Raw genomic sequence first — 14,928 nt, 5'->3', positions numbered from 1 at the left:
GTCCTCTCCCAGGCCGAGATCCAGGTGGCGACGTTCCCTAGGCGACAACGTCCCCGGGCGGTGACATCTCCGGGCGGCGCCACCGGTATCGGTAACGCTACGTATCTCCGCCCTCGCCGACAAGCGTGCGGGTGCCTCGTCCAAATTGGCCGTTTGGTGGATTTGACGCATTAATGATCGCGATAGGCAATCCCCTGACGGCGGATCCGTCGAGACCGTCTAGTGACGCAGGATTTTGATCAGCTGAATCGCCTGCGCGGTGATCGGCCGCAACACCCGGAGCCGGGAGAGGGCCACCAGCCGATCGATGAGCGGCACCGCCCCGTCGATCAGCAGACGTGTCTTCGCCTGGTCCGGCGAGCGGTCGTGCACCCAGTAAAGAATCACCCCGAGGTACGCCAGCCACAGCAGTTCCGGCAGGTCCGGACGGAGTTCCGGGTCGACCTTCGCCCGGGAACCCTCCAGTACCTCGCTGAACAGCCCGATCGCGTCGGATCGCGCCTCGGACGATTGCGCCGAGAACGGACTGAGCGGCGACGTCGGTTCGGCGGCGGTCTTGAAGAAGGTGGCGGCGAAGGCATGCGACGGGCCGAGTACGTCGATCCCGGCGTGCAGCACCGCGCGCAGCCGTGCGGCGAAGTCGGTTTCCGCCGCCAGCGGGGTGGCGGCCCTGGCCAGGTGTTCGGCCTGGGTACGTCGATAGAACTCCTGGATCAGGTGCTCCTTCGACTCGAAGTAGTAGTAGGCGTTGCCCACTGCCACCCCGGCCTCCTTGGCGATTCCCCGCATCGTCGTCTGGGCGTACCCGCGTTCGCGGAACAGTCGCAGCGCGGTCTCCAGGATGAGCTGTCGGGTCTGCTCGCCCCGCGCCCGGGTCGGTTCGGCCGCACCGACGACCGGCCCCGAAGCAGGGGCGGCTGCTGCCGTCGGCTCACCCGCAGTGGTCGTCGGCGCAGTCTGGTCGCTCATCCTGGCTACGGTATCCCGGGCCGGAGGTCTGCTCCCGAAGCGCCGCCGCCGCGGCGATCACCCGGCGGGCCACCGGCAGCAGGTGCGGCTGGGCCAACCGGTCGGCCAGTCCCCGGTACCCGTGCAGGGCCCAGAGACAGGCCAGCCAGGCACCGTCGCCGACGTACACCTCGCCGGTGTCGGCGATGACGGTGATGTCCCGCAGGGTCGCCGAGTGGTCCAGGCCCGGGAACCGCTGCCGGGCCGTTGCCGACCCGGCCGGCACGAAACCCAGCGGTACGAGCTGCGGCCGCGACTCCAGCCAGCGCCGCGCGGCTCGGCACACCGGGCAGTGCTGGTCGTACAGCACGGTGAGCGAGCCGATCCCACCGGCCCCGTGCCCGGTGGGATCGGCGGTACGCGGCTCGCCCATCACGGACGAGGGGGAGGACCGGAGCGTCCGGGCGGGGCGGTCGGCGGCTGGTTGCCCGGCGGCGGTGCCGGCTGCCCGCTACCGGGTGCCATCGCCGGGTACCCGCTCGAACCCATCGCCTGCTGTCCGGCCATCGCCCCGACCGGTGCGGCCATCGGTAGTCGGCCGGCGGGCGGCAGCGGAGGATGGGTGGCGAGCTGGCGCTGTCGTCCGCGCCGGTAGCGGTTCAGCGCGAAGACGTTGAAGAAGTGCAGCGCCCCGAGTACGAGCAGCACCAGACCGATCTTCTTGGACAGCTCCTCCATGGCCTGGCTGACCGTGTGCACCCCGCCGCCGTGCTTCATCGCGACCGACACGTAGCCGAGGTTGAGCAGATAGAAGCCGACCACCAGCAGGCTGTTGACGGCGCGGGCGAGCCGGTTGTCCTCGAAGACCTCCTCCAGGAAGACCAGGCCATTGCGGGAGAGCGTGCTGGCTACCCAGATGGTGAGTCCGATGCTGATGACCAGGTAGACGAGGTACATCCAAACTTTGATCTCCACCGCTCACGTCCTTTCTGAACGTGTTCAAGTTGCGGTCGACCTGAGCGTAGGACAGACCTTGAACGCGTTCAAGAGACGTCGGTCACGCCGTTACCACATAGGACGGTCAGTGCGGTTCAGGAGGTCAGGAGGTCAGGAGCTCAGGAGCTCAGGAGCTCAGGAGGTCAGGAGTCAGGACGTCAGGCCGAGGAGTTCGGCGGCGGCCCGGCCGTTGGCGTGGCTGGCGCCGTACGTCGTCACGAAGGCCCGTACGCCGTTCGGACGCCAGCGCGACGGCCAGCCCATCTCGACCACGGTCACCGGATGGCTTCCGGCCAGGGTCTCGACCAGTTCGGGGCCGCCCGGCAACCGGTGCAGGTGCCGCCCGACCAGCACGATCGGCCGTCCGGCGGCCCGTGACCGCAACGTCTCGGCGTCGGTCTCGGCGGCCACGACCCGGAGTTGTTCGGCGCCGCCCAGGTGTGGCCCGAGTCCCCATGGCACGCGTCCCTCGGCGATGGTCGAGGTGGCGAAGAGTTGCACGACGAGCGGGGTGTCTCCTCCGCTGAGGATTCCCTCGACCTGGACGGCGCGGCGCGCGGCGGCGTACCCGAGATCCGTGCCGGCCACCCGGACCGGCGCGGCGGCCCGGGTCCAGGCGGCGAGGGTGGCGGTCCGTCCGGCGGCCTGCTCGACCCGGGTCAGGTCGAGGCGGCCGTCGCGGAGCGCGGCCACGATCTCGGCGACCACCAACTCGACCAGTTCGGCGTCGACCTGGGCACCGATGCAGAGCAGGTCGGCGCCGCCGGCCAGGGCCCGGACGGCCGCCGGACCGATTCCACCGGCGGCCACCGCGGCGCCCTTCATCTCCAGCGCGTCGGTCAGCACGACGCCGGTGAAGCCGTACTCGCCACGGAGCAGGTCGACCAGGACGGCGCGGCTGAACGTGGCCGGGGCGTCCCCGGTGAGCGCGGGTACCCGGATGTGCGCGGTCATGATCGCCTTGGTGTCCGCGGCGATCGCCGCCGCGAAGGGCGGCAGGTCGCGTTCCCGCAGCAGGTCCAGGGGTACGTCCACGGTGGGCAGTTCGAGGTGCGAGTCGGCGATGGTGGCACCGTGTCCGGGAAAGTGTTTCGCGCACGCGGCCACCCCGGCCGCCTGTAGCCCTTCGACGGCGGCCCCGGCGTGCGCGGCGACCCGGAGCGGGTCGGCGCCGAAGGCCCGGGTGCCGATGATCGGATTGTCGTCGGCGGTGTTGACGTCGACGGTGGGCGCGAGGTCGACGTTGACGCCGACGGCCGCGAGTTCGTTGCCGATCGCGTGGTAGACCCGCCGGGTCAGCGCGACGTCGTGCACGGCGCCGAGGGCCGCGTTGCCGGGGTACGGGCTGCCGGTGGCGTGCGCCAGCCGGGTGACGTCGCCGCCCTCCTCGTCGATCGCGACGAGTACGTCCGGCCGGGCCTCGCGCAGCGCGGCGGTGGCGGTGGCGACCTGGTCCGGATGGTCGATGTTCCGGCCGAACAGGGTGTGTCCGGCCAGCCCCTCGGCGGTCAGGTCGAGCGCCCAGCCGGGCGGCGTGGTGCCCGGGAACGCGGCCAGCAGTGTGCCCAGCGCCAGTCGGCGAAGTCCTGGATCGGTCGGCACGCTTCCCCCTTCGGCGCTTTCCCCGGTCCGAGTGTCGCACCGGGGCGGACCAACTCGCGGCCAAGCGGTACCGGATCGGCTTAGCACTCCGGACTCGCCGGCCCATTACGCTACGGCTACTCCTCTGAAGGTTAGCCTAGCTATTAAGAAAGTTTCTTAAACAAGGGATAATGCATGGCCAGCACCCGGCTACCTGGTACACCCCGCCTGCTCCGCGCGCTCAACGACCGGGCGGCACTGGAGCTGCTGCTCGCGCGAGGGCCGCTCACCCGTGCGCAGCTGGGTGAGTTGACCGGGCTGTCCAAGGTCACCGCTTCCCAACTGGTGGAACGGCTGGAAGAGCGCGGTCTGGTGACCCGGGTCGGCGAGCAGGCTGGCGGACGCGGTCCCAACGCACAGCTCTACGCCGTCCGACCGGGAACCGCGCACGTGGTCGGCGTCGACGTCGGGCCGGACCGGGTGGTCGCGGCCTGTGCCGACATCACCGGCGAGGTGATCGGCCGGGTGGAGCAGTCCACCCGGGACACCGACGATCCGGTCGGCGTCGTGCACAACGCGGTGGTGCGGGCGGCGAGCGAGGCGCACGCCCAGCTGACCACCGTACGACGGGTGGTGCTCGGCACGCCCGGCCTGGTCGACCCGGCCACCGGGGACATCACCTTCGCGTTCAACCTGCCGCGCTGGCACCGGGGCCTGCTGGCCGCGCTGCGGGAGGACCTGCACACGCCGGTGGTCTTCGAGAACGACGTCAACCTGGCCGCGGTCGCCGAGGCCGAGTCCGGTGCGGCCCGGGGGGTGGACGACTTCGTACTGGTCTGGCTGGGGGTCGGTATCGGTCTGGCCATCGTGCTGAACGGCCGGCTGCACCACGGCAGCACCGGCGCGGCCGGCGAGATCGGCTATCTGCCGGTGCCCGGGGCGCCCATTCCGCGGGACGCCTCCCGGCGGGCGAAGCCGGCGTTCGGGCAGTTGGCCGGCTCCGACGCGGTCCGGGCGGTGGCCCGGGAACACGGCTTCCGGTCCGCCTCGGCGGCGGACGCGCTCCGGGCCGCGATCGCGGCGGGTACGGCCGGCGGGCCGGTGCTCGACGAGGTCGCCCGGCGGCTCGCGCTCGGAGTTGCCAGCAGTTGCGTGGTGCTGGACCCGCCGCTGGTGGTGCTGGCCGGCGAGGTCGGTCAGGCCGGCGGCACCGCGCTGGCCGAACGGGTGCAGCACGAGGTTGCCGCCATCACGCTCGTCACCCCCCGGGTGGTGCCCACCGAGTTGACCGAGGAACCGGTGTTGCGCGGCGCCCTCCGGGTCGCACTGGACGCGGTCCGGGACGAGGTCTTCGGCTCCACGCTGGGCTGACCCGACGCCCGTTCGCTCGGCCGACCCGACGACGGCTCGCCGGGCTGACCCGCCGGTCGCTCGCCGGGCTGACCCGACGGCGGCTCGCCGGGCTGATCTGGCGATCGACCGCTCGGCCGGGCCGGGCTCCGTCGAAGCGCGCGGTGGCTCTCGTCGGCCAGTCATGTAGATATCTTTCATTAACTATCAGTTCAGTGGAAGGTCTCGACATAGACGAAGTTGAGGCTATACGGTACGGCCACCCGGCGTCCCCCATCCGGGACGTCCATCCTCTGGGGAGGAGTGACGGTGACCGTTCGGTACCCCCAACCGCGCCCGAGCCATCTGCTCGGCGCCACCCTGATCGTGTCCCTCGCCATCGGCCTGACCGGCCAACCCGCAATGGCCGGGCAGTTCCGCTCCGTCGACGCACCGGCCGACGCCGCGACCGGTGCACTCGCCGAGGCCGGGCCGCTCGCCCGAGCCTTCGACACGGCAGCAGCCAGGTACGGCGTACCACGTGACCTGCTCGTCGCGCTCGGCTACTCGGAGACCCGCCTCGACGGCCACGCCGGGGCCCCGAGCGCGTCCGGCGGCTACGGCGCCATGCACCTGACCAGCAATCCGAAGCTGCGTACCCTGGACGAGGCCGCCGCGCTGACCGGCCTGGACCGGGACGCGCTGCGCACCGACTCCACCGCCAACGTCACCGGGGCCGCCGCCGTGCTGCGGTCGTACGCCGATGCCGCCGGGCTCACGGCGGCACAGCGGGCCGACATCAACCAGTGGTACGGCCCGGTCGTCCGGTACGGCGGATCCAGCACCCCGGCCGTCGCCCGGCTCTACGCCGACACCGTCTACGAGATGATCGGTACCGGCATCAACGCCGGCACGGCGGACGGTGCGGTACGGGTCGCGCCCCGCAAGGTCGCCCCGAACCGGGGTGCCCTGGCCGGCGTCGCCCCGCTCGGCACCTCCGACGGGGTCGGCATCATGAGCACCGACTACGGTCCCGCCGCCTGGGCGCCGGCGCACTCGGCCAACTACACGGTGTCCAGCCGCGAGTCGTCGTACCCGATCAACTACGTGGTCATCCACGTGACCCAGGGGTCGTACGCCGGCACCATCAGCTGGTTCCAGAACCCGGCCTCGCAGGTCAGCGCGCACTACACGGTCCGCTCCTCGGACGGCGCGGTGACCCAGTCGGTACGGGAGAAGGACATCGGCTGGCACGCCGGCAACTGGACCTACAACACCCAGTCGATCGGCATCGAGCACGAGGGCTACGTCACCCAGGCGTCCTGGTTCACCGACGCGATGTACCGGTCCTCGGCGGCGTTGACCCGGCACCTCTGCGACCGGTACGGCATCCCGAAGGACCGGTCCCGGATCATCGGGCACAACCAGGTACCCGGCGCCACCCACACCGATCCGGGACCGTACTGGAACTGGACCTACTACATGCAGCTGGTCACCGGTACGACCACTCCGCCGCCCACCGGCTGGACGACCACCGTGGACAACAGCACGTCGGGCCGGTTCACCGCGAGCGCGAACTGGGGCACCTCGACGTACTCCTCGCAGAAGAACGGCGTCGACTACCGGTTCGCCGAAACGGTGGAGTCGAGCGACCCCGCCTGGTACAAGGTGAACATCCCGGAGACCGCCAGCTACCGGGTCGAGGCCTGGTACCCGGACGACCCGGGTTACAACAGTTCCGCGCCGTACATCATCGTCACCCCGAGCGGTAACCAGACCGTCTACGTCGACCAACGCTCCGGCGGCGGTGCCTGGCGCAACCTGGGCACCTTCACCCTCGCCGCCGGTGACGCCAACAAGGTGGGCGTGAGCCGCTGGACCGGCGGCATCGGCCTGGTGATCGCGGACGCGATCCGGATCAGCCGAGTCTGACCTGTAAGGAAGGGCCCCTTCTTATCGTTTTTTGTATAAGAAGGGGCCCTTCCTAACACCTCAGGCGAGATCGCGCCGGTGGAACGCGGTGAAGGCGGCGCCGACCGTCACGACCACCAGGGCGAGCAGCACGGCCAGTCCGGCCGGCCAGAGAATCGTGTACGACGGGTCGCAGGACCCGGTCGTGGCCTGTTGGACACAGCCGTCCATGGCGTACAGCCGGATGTCGCCGGTCACCCAGGCGGCGACGTAGCTGAGTAGCATCAACTGGTCCGGCCGCGCGACGTCGACGATGCCCATCACGATCCGGCCACCCGCCTCCCACACCACGGCGTACGCGGCGGCCACGCCGAGCGCCGCCGAGGTGTGCCGACCCAGTGTGGCCACGGCGAAGCCCAGCGCGGTCACCATCAGCACCAGCAGCAGCCCGCGGACGAGGGTCATCGACAGGTCGGTCCAGAACGTGGCGTTCGGAGTGCCGGGCATGCCTCGGAACTCCGCGATCAGTCGGAACGCACCGATGTAGACGACCGAGGCGACGACCGCCACCGCCAGTACGCCGGCCAGCAGCGTGCCCAGCTTCGTGCCGAGCACGACCATCCGCTGGGGTCGCCACAGCAGTAGATTCGTCATCCCACCCGAGGTGAGGTCCGCGCCGATGTAGGACGCGCCGACCAGGAAGCCGAAGAGGCAGAGGAAGCCGACGAGGAAGTAGACCAGGTCCAGGATCTGGCGGTCGAAGACGAAAACCCCGGAGAGGTAGTCCGACGCGTCGACCTGTGCCGGGTCGAGATCCTCGCAGTTGCCCCGGTAGCGGGTTCCGGTTCCGGGGCCGGCGGGCTGGTCGGCGATACATCTGGCGTACCAGGCCCGGACGTCCTCCCGCTGCTGCTCGGCCCAGGCCTCGGCCTTCTGCAACTCGGCGGCGCCAGGCTGGTGCGAGCCGGCCAGCGTGGTGGCGACGGTGATGCCGAACGCGGTGACCAGCAGCACCAGCATCAACTGTACGAAGCGACGGGCAGCCAACCGGCCGATCTCGGCGCGTACCAGGTTCACGACCGTGCCTCCTCGTCGTCGACAGCGACGGTGATCTGTCGGGCATCGTCGCGGGTGGCGGCGGGCAGCACCGACTCGTCGACCTGACGCGGTACGCCGGCCCGCGGTCGGGTGTCGGTGAGTTCCAGGAAGACACTCTCCAGATCCGGGGTGAGCGGGGTCAGCTCACGCAGCCAGAGGCCCTGCTCGCCGAGGACCTCGCTGATCCGGGCCGGATCGTCGACGCCGGCCACCACCAGATGGTCCGGATGGGCGGTGACCGTGAGACCGGCAGCCTGGATGATCTCGGCAGCCCGGCTCTGCTCGGCGACCCGGACCCGGAACTCGCCCTTGTCGAAGCCGGCCAGCACCGACTCGACCGGCCCGGCGGCCACCCGCCGGCCGCGGGAGATGATCGTCACGTGGTCACATGTCTGCTGGATCTCGGCCAGGATGTGGCTGGAGACCAGCACGGTGACGCCGGCGGCGGCGAGCCCGCGCATCAGGTCCCGCATCTCCCGGATGCCGGCCGGGTCCAGCCCGTTGGCCGGCTCGTCGAGGATCAGCAACTCGGGTTGTCTGAGGAGCGCGGAGGCCACCGCGAGCCGCTGTTTCATGCCCAGCGAGTACGCCTTCACCCGCTCGTCGGCCCGGTCACGGAGCCCGACCTGCGTCAGCACCTCGTCGACCCGGGTCGACGGCACTCCGCCGGCGACAGCGAGCAGCCGCAGGGTGCGCCGGCCGGTGAAGTTGCCGAAGAACTGCGGGCTCTCCACGATGGCGCCGAACCGGCTGGCCACGGCCGGCAACGCGTGCGGTGTCGGCAGGCCGAACAGCGCCATCCGGCCGCTGTCCGCCCGGACCAGGCCGAGCAGCGTACGCAGGGTCGTGGTCTTGCCGGAACCGTTCGGGCCGAGGAAGCCGTGCACCTGGCCCGGTTCGACAAGCATGTCGAAGCCGTCCAGGGCGACGCGGCGACCACGACGAAAATTCGTGAACGTCTTGCGCAGGCCGTCGATCTCGATCACCGCGGGCACGGCACCACCTCCGGCTACGTGATATGGAACACGGCGCATCACCCTACGGCCCGGACGGCGCTCGCGGGGGACGCGGCGCTGCGTGGTTGGATGGGCGAGTGCGTGATGATCCGGTTTCTGTCGCCGCCGATGCCGGCCCACCCCAAGCATCCGACCCGGACGCGGTGATCGACCTCAACAGGGTCGGTGTGCTGCGATCCGGCACCGCACTGTTGCACGACGTGACGTGGCGGGTGCGACCGGACGAGCGGTGGGTGGTGCTCGGGCCGAACGGTGCGGGCAAGACGACGTTGCTCAACCTGGCGTCCGGGCGGCTGCATCCGACCACGGGTGTGGTGCACGCGCTCGGGGAGCGGATCGGGCGCACCGATCTGGCCGAGCTGCGTACCCGGATCGGGTTGACCACCGCGGCGCTGGCCGAGCGGATCCCGGCCGACGAGCGGGTCCGGGACGTGGTGCTGACCGCGGCCTGGTCGGTGGTGGGCCGGTGGCGGGAGCAGTACGACGAGATGGACGAGGCGCGGGCCCGGAGCCTGCTCGCCCAGCTCGGTGTCGTGTCGTTGGCCGATCGTCGCTACGGAACGCTGTCGGAGGGCGAGCGTAAGCGGACGCAGATCGCCAGGGCGCTGATGACCGACCCGGAGCTGCTGCTGCTCGACGAGCCGGCGGCCGGGCTCGACCTGGGTGGTCGCGAGGACCTGGTGGCCCGGCTCGCGGGACTGGCCCAGGACCCGGACGCCCCGGCGCTGGTGCTGGTCACCCACCATGTCGAGGAGATCCCGCCGGGCTTCACCCATGCCCTGCTGCTGCGTGAGGGCGGCATCGTGGCACAGGGGCGGCTAGCCGAGACGGTCACCGGCGAGTACCTCTCCAAGACCTTCGGTGTGCCGCTGGTGGTGGATCGGGCGGGTGGCCGCTTCACGGCCCGAGCCGCCTGAGCCCTGTCGAGCGGCCCGAACCGCCTGAGCCCCGTCAGCGGCTCGTCGCGGCGCGGAGCATCGGGAGCAGCGTCTCGGCCGCGAGGGTGACCTGGGCGACCGCGAACTGGTCGTCGCGGGGCGGAACGAAGACCACGGCGTCCGCGCTTGCCTCCCACAGCCGGGTCACCGATGCCGCGCACTGCTCGGCGCTGCCGGCCGCGGTGAACCGGTCGAGGTAGTGCTCGGGCAGGGCCTCGGCCAGCGCGCCGGCGCCGGACGAGCGGGCCAGCAGGTTGGCGATCTCGTCGGCCAGGTCGGCGTCCGACGGTGGGAGCGCCCAGCCGCCGGAGAGCTGGGCGGCGAACTCCCGGCGGGCGCTGGCCCGGGCGTCGTCGAAGTCCAGGTGCGCGTAGACGGTGAGCCGGTGGTCATCGGTACGGCCGGCCGCCCGGCGGCCTTCGTCGATCAGCCCCCGGGCCCAGCGGACGTAGGCCGGACTGGCGCCCTCGGCCAGGATCGTGCCGTCGGCCACCCGCCCGGAGAGCCGCAGCGACTTCTCGCCGCGTACGCCGGTCGAGATCGGGGGCGGTGGGTCCGGTGGGTACTCCAGCGTGACCTCGGCGAGTTGGGCGTACCGACCGGCGACGGTGACCTTCTCACCGGCGAGCAGCGCGCGTACCGCCGCCACGGTCTCGCCGAGCACCGCCAGCGGCGAGGGGTGGTCGGCGCCGACCTGCCGGACCCAGTCCGCCATGCCGTGGCCGAAGCCGGGCAGGATCCGGCCCGGGAAGAGCCGGGCGAGGTTGGCCAGCTCCATGGCGGCCAGCGCGGGATTGCGGAACGCCGCCGGCAGGATGCCGATGCCGATCTTCAGTTTGTCGGTCACCGCGGCCGCCACGGCGGCGCTGGAGACCGCGCCGCCGAAGAAGCAGTCCTCCACCACCCACAGCTCGTCGTAGCCCAGCCGTTCCACCAGCCGGGCGTACGCCGGTAACTGCTCCGGAGCGGTGTCGCACCGGTACATCACGCCGATCGGCATCTGTCCCATGTCTGGCAGCCTGCCAGAAGACGCCGACAACGGCCCGCTCTAGACTCGGGCAGTCGCCGAATCGGGAGGTGCCGCCGGTGAACCGGCCACGGGTCGTTGTCATGGGCAGCGCCAACATGGACCTCGTCGTCACCACCGACGTCCTGCCGAAGCCGGGTGAGACGGTCTTCGGCACCGACTTCGTGATGGTCGCCGGTGGCAAGGGTGCCAACCAGGCGATCGCGGCCACCCGGGCGGGTGCCGACGGCGCCCTGCTCGGCGCGATCGGCTCGGATTCGTTCGGCGTCACCCTCAGGGCCCGGATCGCCGCCGCCGGGGTGGACACGGAGCGGGTCCGGATGGTGTACGGGGCCTCCGGAGTGGCGGTTGTCACTGTCGATGCCGAGGGGGAGAACACCATCGTGGTCACCCCGGCCGCCAACTCCGCCTTCACCGGGCTGATCGAGAGCGAGCTGACCGCCGTACGGGACGCCGATGTTCTGGTGGCACAGCTGGAGATTCCGGTCGCCACGGTGACCGAGGCGGCCCGTGCGGCCCGTGCCGCCGGCACCCGCGTGCTGCTCAACGCGGCCCCGGCCCAGCCGGTACCGGCCGAACTGCTCGACTCGGTCGACCTGTTGGTGGTCAACGAGGCCGAGGCACGGGCGATCACCGGACGCGGCCGGGAGGACCCGGGCGCGCTGCTCGGCGTCGTGCCCCGTGCGGTGATGACCCTGGGCCGGCACGGTGCCTGGTACGGCGATCGGGACGGCACCGCGACGCACGTGCCCCCGGTCAGGGTCGACCTGGTCGACTCGACGGCGGCCGGTGACGCGTTCACCGGTGCGCTGGCGGTGGCCTGGGGCGAGGGGCGGGAACTGGTCGACGCGGTCCGCTGGGCGAGCGCGGCCGGCGCGGCCTGCGCCCGGCGGCTCGGGGCCTCGGTCGCGCTTCCGCGCCGGGCCGAGATCGACGCCCTCTACGTTCCTGACGTCTGAGGGTACCTCGGGTGGGCGAGTGTCTCGATCCGTTCCGACCCAACGGGTTGATCGGGGGGCGCACCATGACGGCATGGTGCGATTCGTGCTCAACCTGCTCTGGCTGATCTTCGGCAGTGGTATCGCGCTCGCCATCGGGTACGGGATAGCGGCGTTGATCTGCTTCGTGTTCATCGTGACCATCCCGTTCGGGATCGCCGCACTCCGGTTGGCGTACTACTCGCTGTGGCCGTTCGGGCGGACCCTGGTGGTCAAGCCCGGTGCCGGACTCGGCTCGGGCCTGGCCAACGTGCTCTGGGTGGTGCTGGCCGGCTGGTGGCTCGCGCTCATGCATCTCGTCGCCGGGGTCACGCTCTGTCTGACGATCATCGGGATTCCGTTCGGTGTCGCCAACTTCAAGCTGGTGCCGGCCGCGTTCTGGCCGCTCGGTCGCGAGGTGGTGGAGGTCGACGATCTCCGGCGTCCCGGTACGGCCGCCGCCCAGGCCGGCTGACGGCGGCACCGCTCCCGGTCCGGCTCGGCCTGCCTCCATCCGGCTCGGCCTGCCTCCATCCGGCTCGGCCTGCTCCATCCGGCTCGGCCTGCCTCCATCCGGCTCGGCCTGCCTCCATCCGGCTCGGCCTGCCGCTATCCGGCTCAGCACCCGCCCTGGTCCGGCCCGGTCACGCCGAGGTCAGCGCCGTGCGGCTGCGCCGGAGGAAGTCCCGCTCCACGGCGTTCCGGGTCAGGCTCTCGGCCACCTCGTACGCCCGGACCGCCTCGGTGGTGCGGCCGAGCCGGCGGAGCAGATCGGCCCGGACGGCGTGGAACAGGTGGTGGCCGGTCAGGTCGAGCCGGTCGACGAGGTCGAGTGCCGCTGCCGGCCCGTCGACCTCGGCCACCACGATCGCGCGGTTCAACGCCACCATCGGGCTCGGGGCGAGGGTGAGCAGATGGTCGTACAGCCGGAGGACCTGTGCCCAGTCCGTGGCGGCCGTGTCCGCGGCGTCGCTGTGCACGGCGTTGATCGCGGCCTGGATCTGGTACGGGCCGGGTTGGTTGCGCCGTAGGCATCGCCGGACGAGGGCCTGGCCCTCGGCGACGAGTTCCCGGTCCCAGCGGGCGCGGTCCTGGTCCGCCAGGCGGACGAAGGCACCGTCCGGGGTGGTCCGGCTGGGCCGGCGTGCCTCGACGAGCAACAGCAGCGCGAGCAGTCCGAGGACCTCCGGCTCGTCCGGCATGAGCTCGGCGAGCAGCCGGCCGAGCCGGATCGCCTCCGCGCAGAGGTCCTCGCGGATCAGTCGATCGCCCGAGCTGGCCGTGTGACCCTCGGTGAAGATGAGATAGACCACTGCCAGTACGGTCCGGAGCCGGTCCGGAAGGTCGGCCTCGGCCGGAACCCGGTACGGGATCCGCGCGTCCCGGATCTTGCCCTTCGCCCGGACCAGCCGTTGCGCCATCGTCGGCTCGGGTACCAGGAAGGCGCGGGCGATCTCCGCCGTGGTGAGCCCGCCCAGCAGCCGCAGCGTCAGGGCGACCTGGACAGTGGGCGCGAGCGCGGGGTGGCAGCAGGTGAAGATCAGGCGCAGCCGTTCGTCGTGCACGGGACCCTCCTCGGCCGGTTGGTCGCGGGCGTGCAGCAGGGCGGCCTGGGCGTGCCGGTCCGGGCGGGACGCCTCCCGACGGAGGCGGTCGATCGCCCGGTTGCGGGCGGTCGTGATGATCCACCCGGCCGGGCTGGGCGGCGGTCCGCTGGACGGCCACCGCTGGACGGCCGTCGCGAACGCGTCCTGGACCGCGTCCTCGGCGATGTCGATGTCGCCGAAGACGCGGACCAGGACGGCGACCGCGCGCCCGTACTCCGCGCGGAACACCCTCTCGATCTCCGGGTCGGGTGCGGGTGCCGGATCGGGCCGGTCAGGCCTGCGGGGGGTCACAGCTGTCGGCCTCGTCCGCCAACGGCCGTACCTCGATCGGGAGCAGGCCGATCGCCTCGGCGAGCTTGCCGCCCCAGACCAGTGCGGAATCGAGGTCGGCTGCCTCGATGACGGTGAACCCGCCGAGGTGTTCCCTGCCCTCGATGTACGGGCCGTCGGTGATCAGCGTGTCACCGTCCCTGGCCCGTACCACCGTGGCCGTGCTCGGTGGATGCAGCCCGCCCGCGAAGACCCACGCCCCGGCGGACTTCATCTCCTGGTTCACGGCCGCGAGGTTCTTCATGATCGGTTCCAGCACCTCGGCCGGGGGCGGGTCACCGTCCGGCTGGTAGATGCTGAGCAGGTACTGCGGCACCGCGACACCTCCTGTCCTGTCTCGCCCGCCGGCACGGCACCGGCGGCCTCCTACGTTCTATACGAACGACGTCGGGTCGGATCGACATGCGGGAGGGGGCGGACATGTTCCAGGTCAGGGGCGGAGGGGAGCGGTTTCCGTCGACTGCCGAAGCTTGATCATCAGGTCCTGGGGATAGTAGCCCTTGCCGAGCACGGCGGCCGGATAGACCATCGACCGTGGCCCGATCAGGGTGCCCGGGTTCAGCACGGCGTTGCAGCCGATCTGGACGTCGTCACCGAGCACGGCACCGAACTTGCGCAGTCCGGTGTCGACCATGCGCCCGTCCAGCGGTACGACGATGGTGCGCCGTCGTCCGTTCGCGTCGACTCCCGAGGTGACGGGAAGGTTGCTGATCTTGGTGCCCGCGCCGAGGTTCACCCGCTGACCGAGCACGCTGTCGCCGACGTAGGCAAAGTGCGGTGCCTTCGCCTCGGGCAGGAAGAGGGAGCCCTTCACCTCACTCGCGTGCCCGAGCACGCTGCCCTCCAGCAGGATGCAGTGTTCGCGTACGTACGCGCCGTGTCGGATGGTCACGCCGGGGCCGATCCAGGCGGGCCCCTTGACGTACGCGCCCGGCTCCAGGCACGCCCCTGCACCGATGAAGACCGGGCCGTCGTCGATCACGGCACCGGGCATCACCTCACCCTTGATGATCCGCTTGCCGGCCAGCATTTCGGACGTCAGCGTGGGCAGCCTCGCCAGGACCTCCCACACGGTGTCGACGGACCCGAAGGCGGCCCGCACGTCCGGGCGTGACAGGTCGAAGAAGTCCTCTGGTCTGAACACTCGATTCCTCTCAACTCCACCGCACC

At 71.2% G+C, this 14,928-nt stretch carries 15 protein-coding genes; 5 read left to right on the top strand and 10 right to left on the bottom strand.

Features of this window, described 5'->3' with window-relative positions; genetic code table 11:
* Positions 1 to 219: 219 nt before the first annotated feature.
* The 4 genes from ACFP2T_RS15835 to ACFP2T_RS15820 all read right to left on the bottom strand — a co-directional run bounded on the left by ACFP2T_RS15835 (position 220) and on the right by ACFP2T_RS15820 (position 3,546).
* The gene (locus tag ACFP2T_RS15835) at positions 220 to 969 is read right to left on the bottom strand and encodes a TetR family transcriptional regulator (RefSeq protein ID WP_377422111.1); all 750 of its coding nucleotides are present in this window, start codon (positions 967 to 969) and stop codon (positions 220 to 222) included.
* The gene (locus ACFP2T_RS15830; protein WP_377422109.1) at positions 932 to 1,381 is read right to left on the bottom strand and encodes a thiol-disulfide oxidoreductase DCC family protein; all 450 of its coding nucleotides are present in this window, start codon (positions 1,379 to 1,381) and stop codon (positions 932 to 934) included. The genes ACFP2T_RS15835 and ACFP2T_RS15830 overlap by 38 nt, the downstream gene beginning before the upstream one ends.
* Entirely contained in the window at positions 1,381 to 1,923 is a 543-nt protein-coding gene (locus ACFP2T_RS15825; protein ID WP_377422108.1) for a hypothetical protein, read from the bottom strand. The genes ACFP2T_RS15830 and ACFP2T_RS15825 overlap by 1 nt, the downstream gene beginning before the upstream one ends.
* 171 nt (positions 1,924 to 2,094) lie before the next feature.
* Positions 2,095 to 3,546, bottom strand: coding sequence for a glycoside hydrolase family 3 protein (locus ACFP2T_RS15820; protein ID WP_377422107.1), 1,452 nt, complete (start codon positions 3,544 to 3,546; stop codon positions 2,095 to 2,097).
* A 174-nt stretch (positions 3,547 to 3,720) separates the two neighbouring features.
* On the opposite strand from ACFP2T_RS15820, the gene ACFP2T_RS15815 reads away from it, so the two are divergent.
* Together ACFP2T_RS15815 and ACFP2T_RS15810 are read left to right on the top strand one after the other, a co-directional pair.
* On the top strand, positions 3,721 to 4,896 hold the full coding sequence (locus ACFP2T_RS15815) for an ROK family transcriptional regulator (RefSeq protein ID WP_377422105.1): 1,176 nt from the start codon (positions 3,721 to 3,723) through the stop codon (positions 4,894 to 4,896).
* Positions 4,897 to 5,184: 288 nt separating this feature from the next.
* Positions 5,185 to 6,786 (top strand): golvesin C-terminal-like domain-containing protein, encoded by a 1,602-nt coding sequence (locus ACFP2T_RS15810; RefSeq protein WP_377422103.1) that lies wholly within the window; start codon positions 5,185 to 5,187, stop codon positions 6,784 to 6,786.
* A 60-nt stretch (positions 6,787 to 6,846) separates the two neighbouring features.
* On the opposite strand, the gene ACFP2T_RS15805 is transcribed toward ACFP2T_RS15810, so the two are convergent.
* On the bottom strand, positions 6,847 to 7,842 hold the full coding sequence (locus ACFP2T_RS15805; RefSeq protein WP_377422101.1) for an ABC transporter permease subunit: 996 nt from the start codon (positions 7,840 to 7,842) through the stop codon (positions 6,847 to 6,849).
* Positions 7,839 to 8,858, bottom strand: coding sequence for an ABC transporter ATP-binding protein (locus ACFP2T_RS15800; RefSeq protein WP_377422099.1), 1,020 nt, complete (start codon positions 8,856 to 8,858; stop codon positions 7,839 to 7,841). Before ACFP2T_RS15800 ends, ACFP2T_RS15805 begins: the two co-directional genes overlap by 4 nt.
* A gap of 23 nt (positions 8,859 to 8,881) precedes the next feature.
* On the opposite strand from ACFP2T_RS15800, the gene ACFP2T_RS15795 reads away from it, so the two are divergent.
* Positions 8,882 to 9,796 carry an ABC transporter ATP-binding protein gene (locus ACFP2T_RS15795; RefSeq protein WP_377422097.1) on the top strand — a complete coding sequence of 305 codons (915 nt, stop codon included), beginning with the start codon at positions 8,882 to 8,884 and terminating at the stop codon, positions 9,794 to 9,796.
* A gap of 34 nt (positions 9,797 to 9,830) precedes the next feature.
* Here ACFP2T_RS15795 and ACFP2T_RS15790 read toward each other — a convergent pair whose 3' ends face one another.
* Positions 9,831 to 10,826, bottom strand: coding sequence for an LLM class flavin-dependent oxidoreductase (locus ACFP2T_RS15790; protein WP_377422095.1), 996 nt, complete (start codon positions 10,824 to 10,826; stop codon positions 9,831 to 9,833).
* 77 nt (positions 10,827 to 10,903) lie between these two features.
* On the opposite strand from ACFP2T_RS15790, the gene ACFP2T_RS15785 reads away from it, so the two are divergent.
* Together ACFP2T_RS15785 and ACFP2T_RS15780 are read left to right on the top strand one after the other, a co-directional pair.
* Complete coding sequence (locus tag ACFP2T_RS15785) at positions 10,904 to 11,803, top strand: ribokinase (protein WP_377422093.1); 900 nt, start codon at positions 10,904 to 10,906, stop codon at positions 11,801 to 11,803.
* 73 nt (positions 11,804 to 11,876) lie between these two features.
* Positions 11,877 to 12,296: a YccF domain-containing protein gene (locus tag ACFP2T_RS15780; RefSeq protein ID WP_377422091.1), complete on the top strand. Its 420-nt coding sequence runs from the start codon at positions 11,877 to 11,879 to the stop codon at positions 12,294 to 12,296.
* A 169-nt stretch (positions 12,297 to 12,465) separates the two neighbouring features.
* Here ACFP2T_RS15780 and ACFP2T_RS15775 read toward each other — a convergent pair whose 3' ends face one another.
* The 3 genes from ACFP2T_RS15775 to ACFP2T_RS15765 form a co-directional block, all read right to left on the bottom strand.
* The gene (locus ACFP2T_RS15775) at positions 12,466 to 13,719 is read right to left on the bottom strand and encodes an RNA polymerase sigma factor (protein ID WP_377422089.1); all 1,254 of its coding nucleotides are present in this window, start codon (positions 13,717 to 13,719) and stop codon (positions 12,466 to 12,468) included.
* A complete protein-coding gene (locus tag ACFP2T_RS15770) occupies positions 13,700 to 14,074 on the bottom strand; it encodes a YciI family protein (RefSeq protein ID WP_377422087.1) in 375 nt (124 codons plus the stop codon). The genes ACFP2T_RS15775 and ACFP2T_RS15770 overlap by 20 nt, the downstream gene beginning before the upstream one ends.
* A gap of 114 nt (positions 14,075 to 14,188) precedes the next feature.
* Positions 14,189 to 14,902, bottom strand: a complete 714-nt coding sequence (locus tag ACFP2T_RS15765; protein WP_377422085.1) for an LbetaH domain-containing protein — start codon at positions 14,900 to 14,902, stop codon at positions 14,189 to 14,191.
* Between the last annotated feature and the right edge of the window lie 26 nt (positions 14,903 to 14,928).

Origin of the sequence: Plantactinospora solaniradicis (assembly GCF_042658085.1) — a bacterium.
Lineage (GTDB): Bacteria > Actinomycetota > Actinomycetes > Mycobacteriales > Micromonosporaceae > Plantactinospora > Plantactinospora solaniradicis.
The sequence above is the reverse complement of the archived record's forward strand: the minus strand, read 5'-3'. Positions and strand labels throughout refer to the sequence as shown.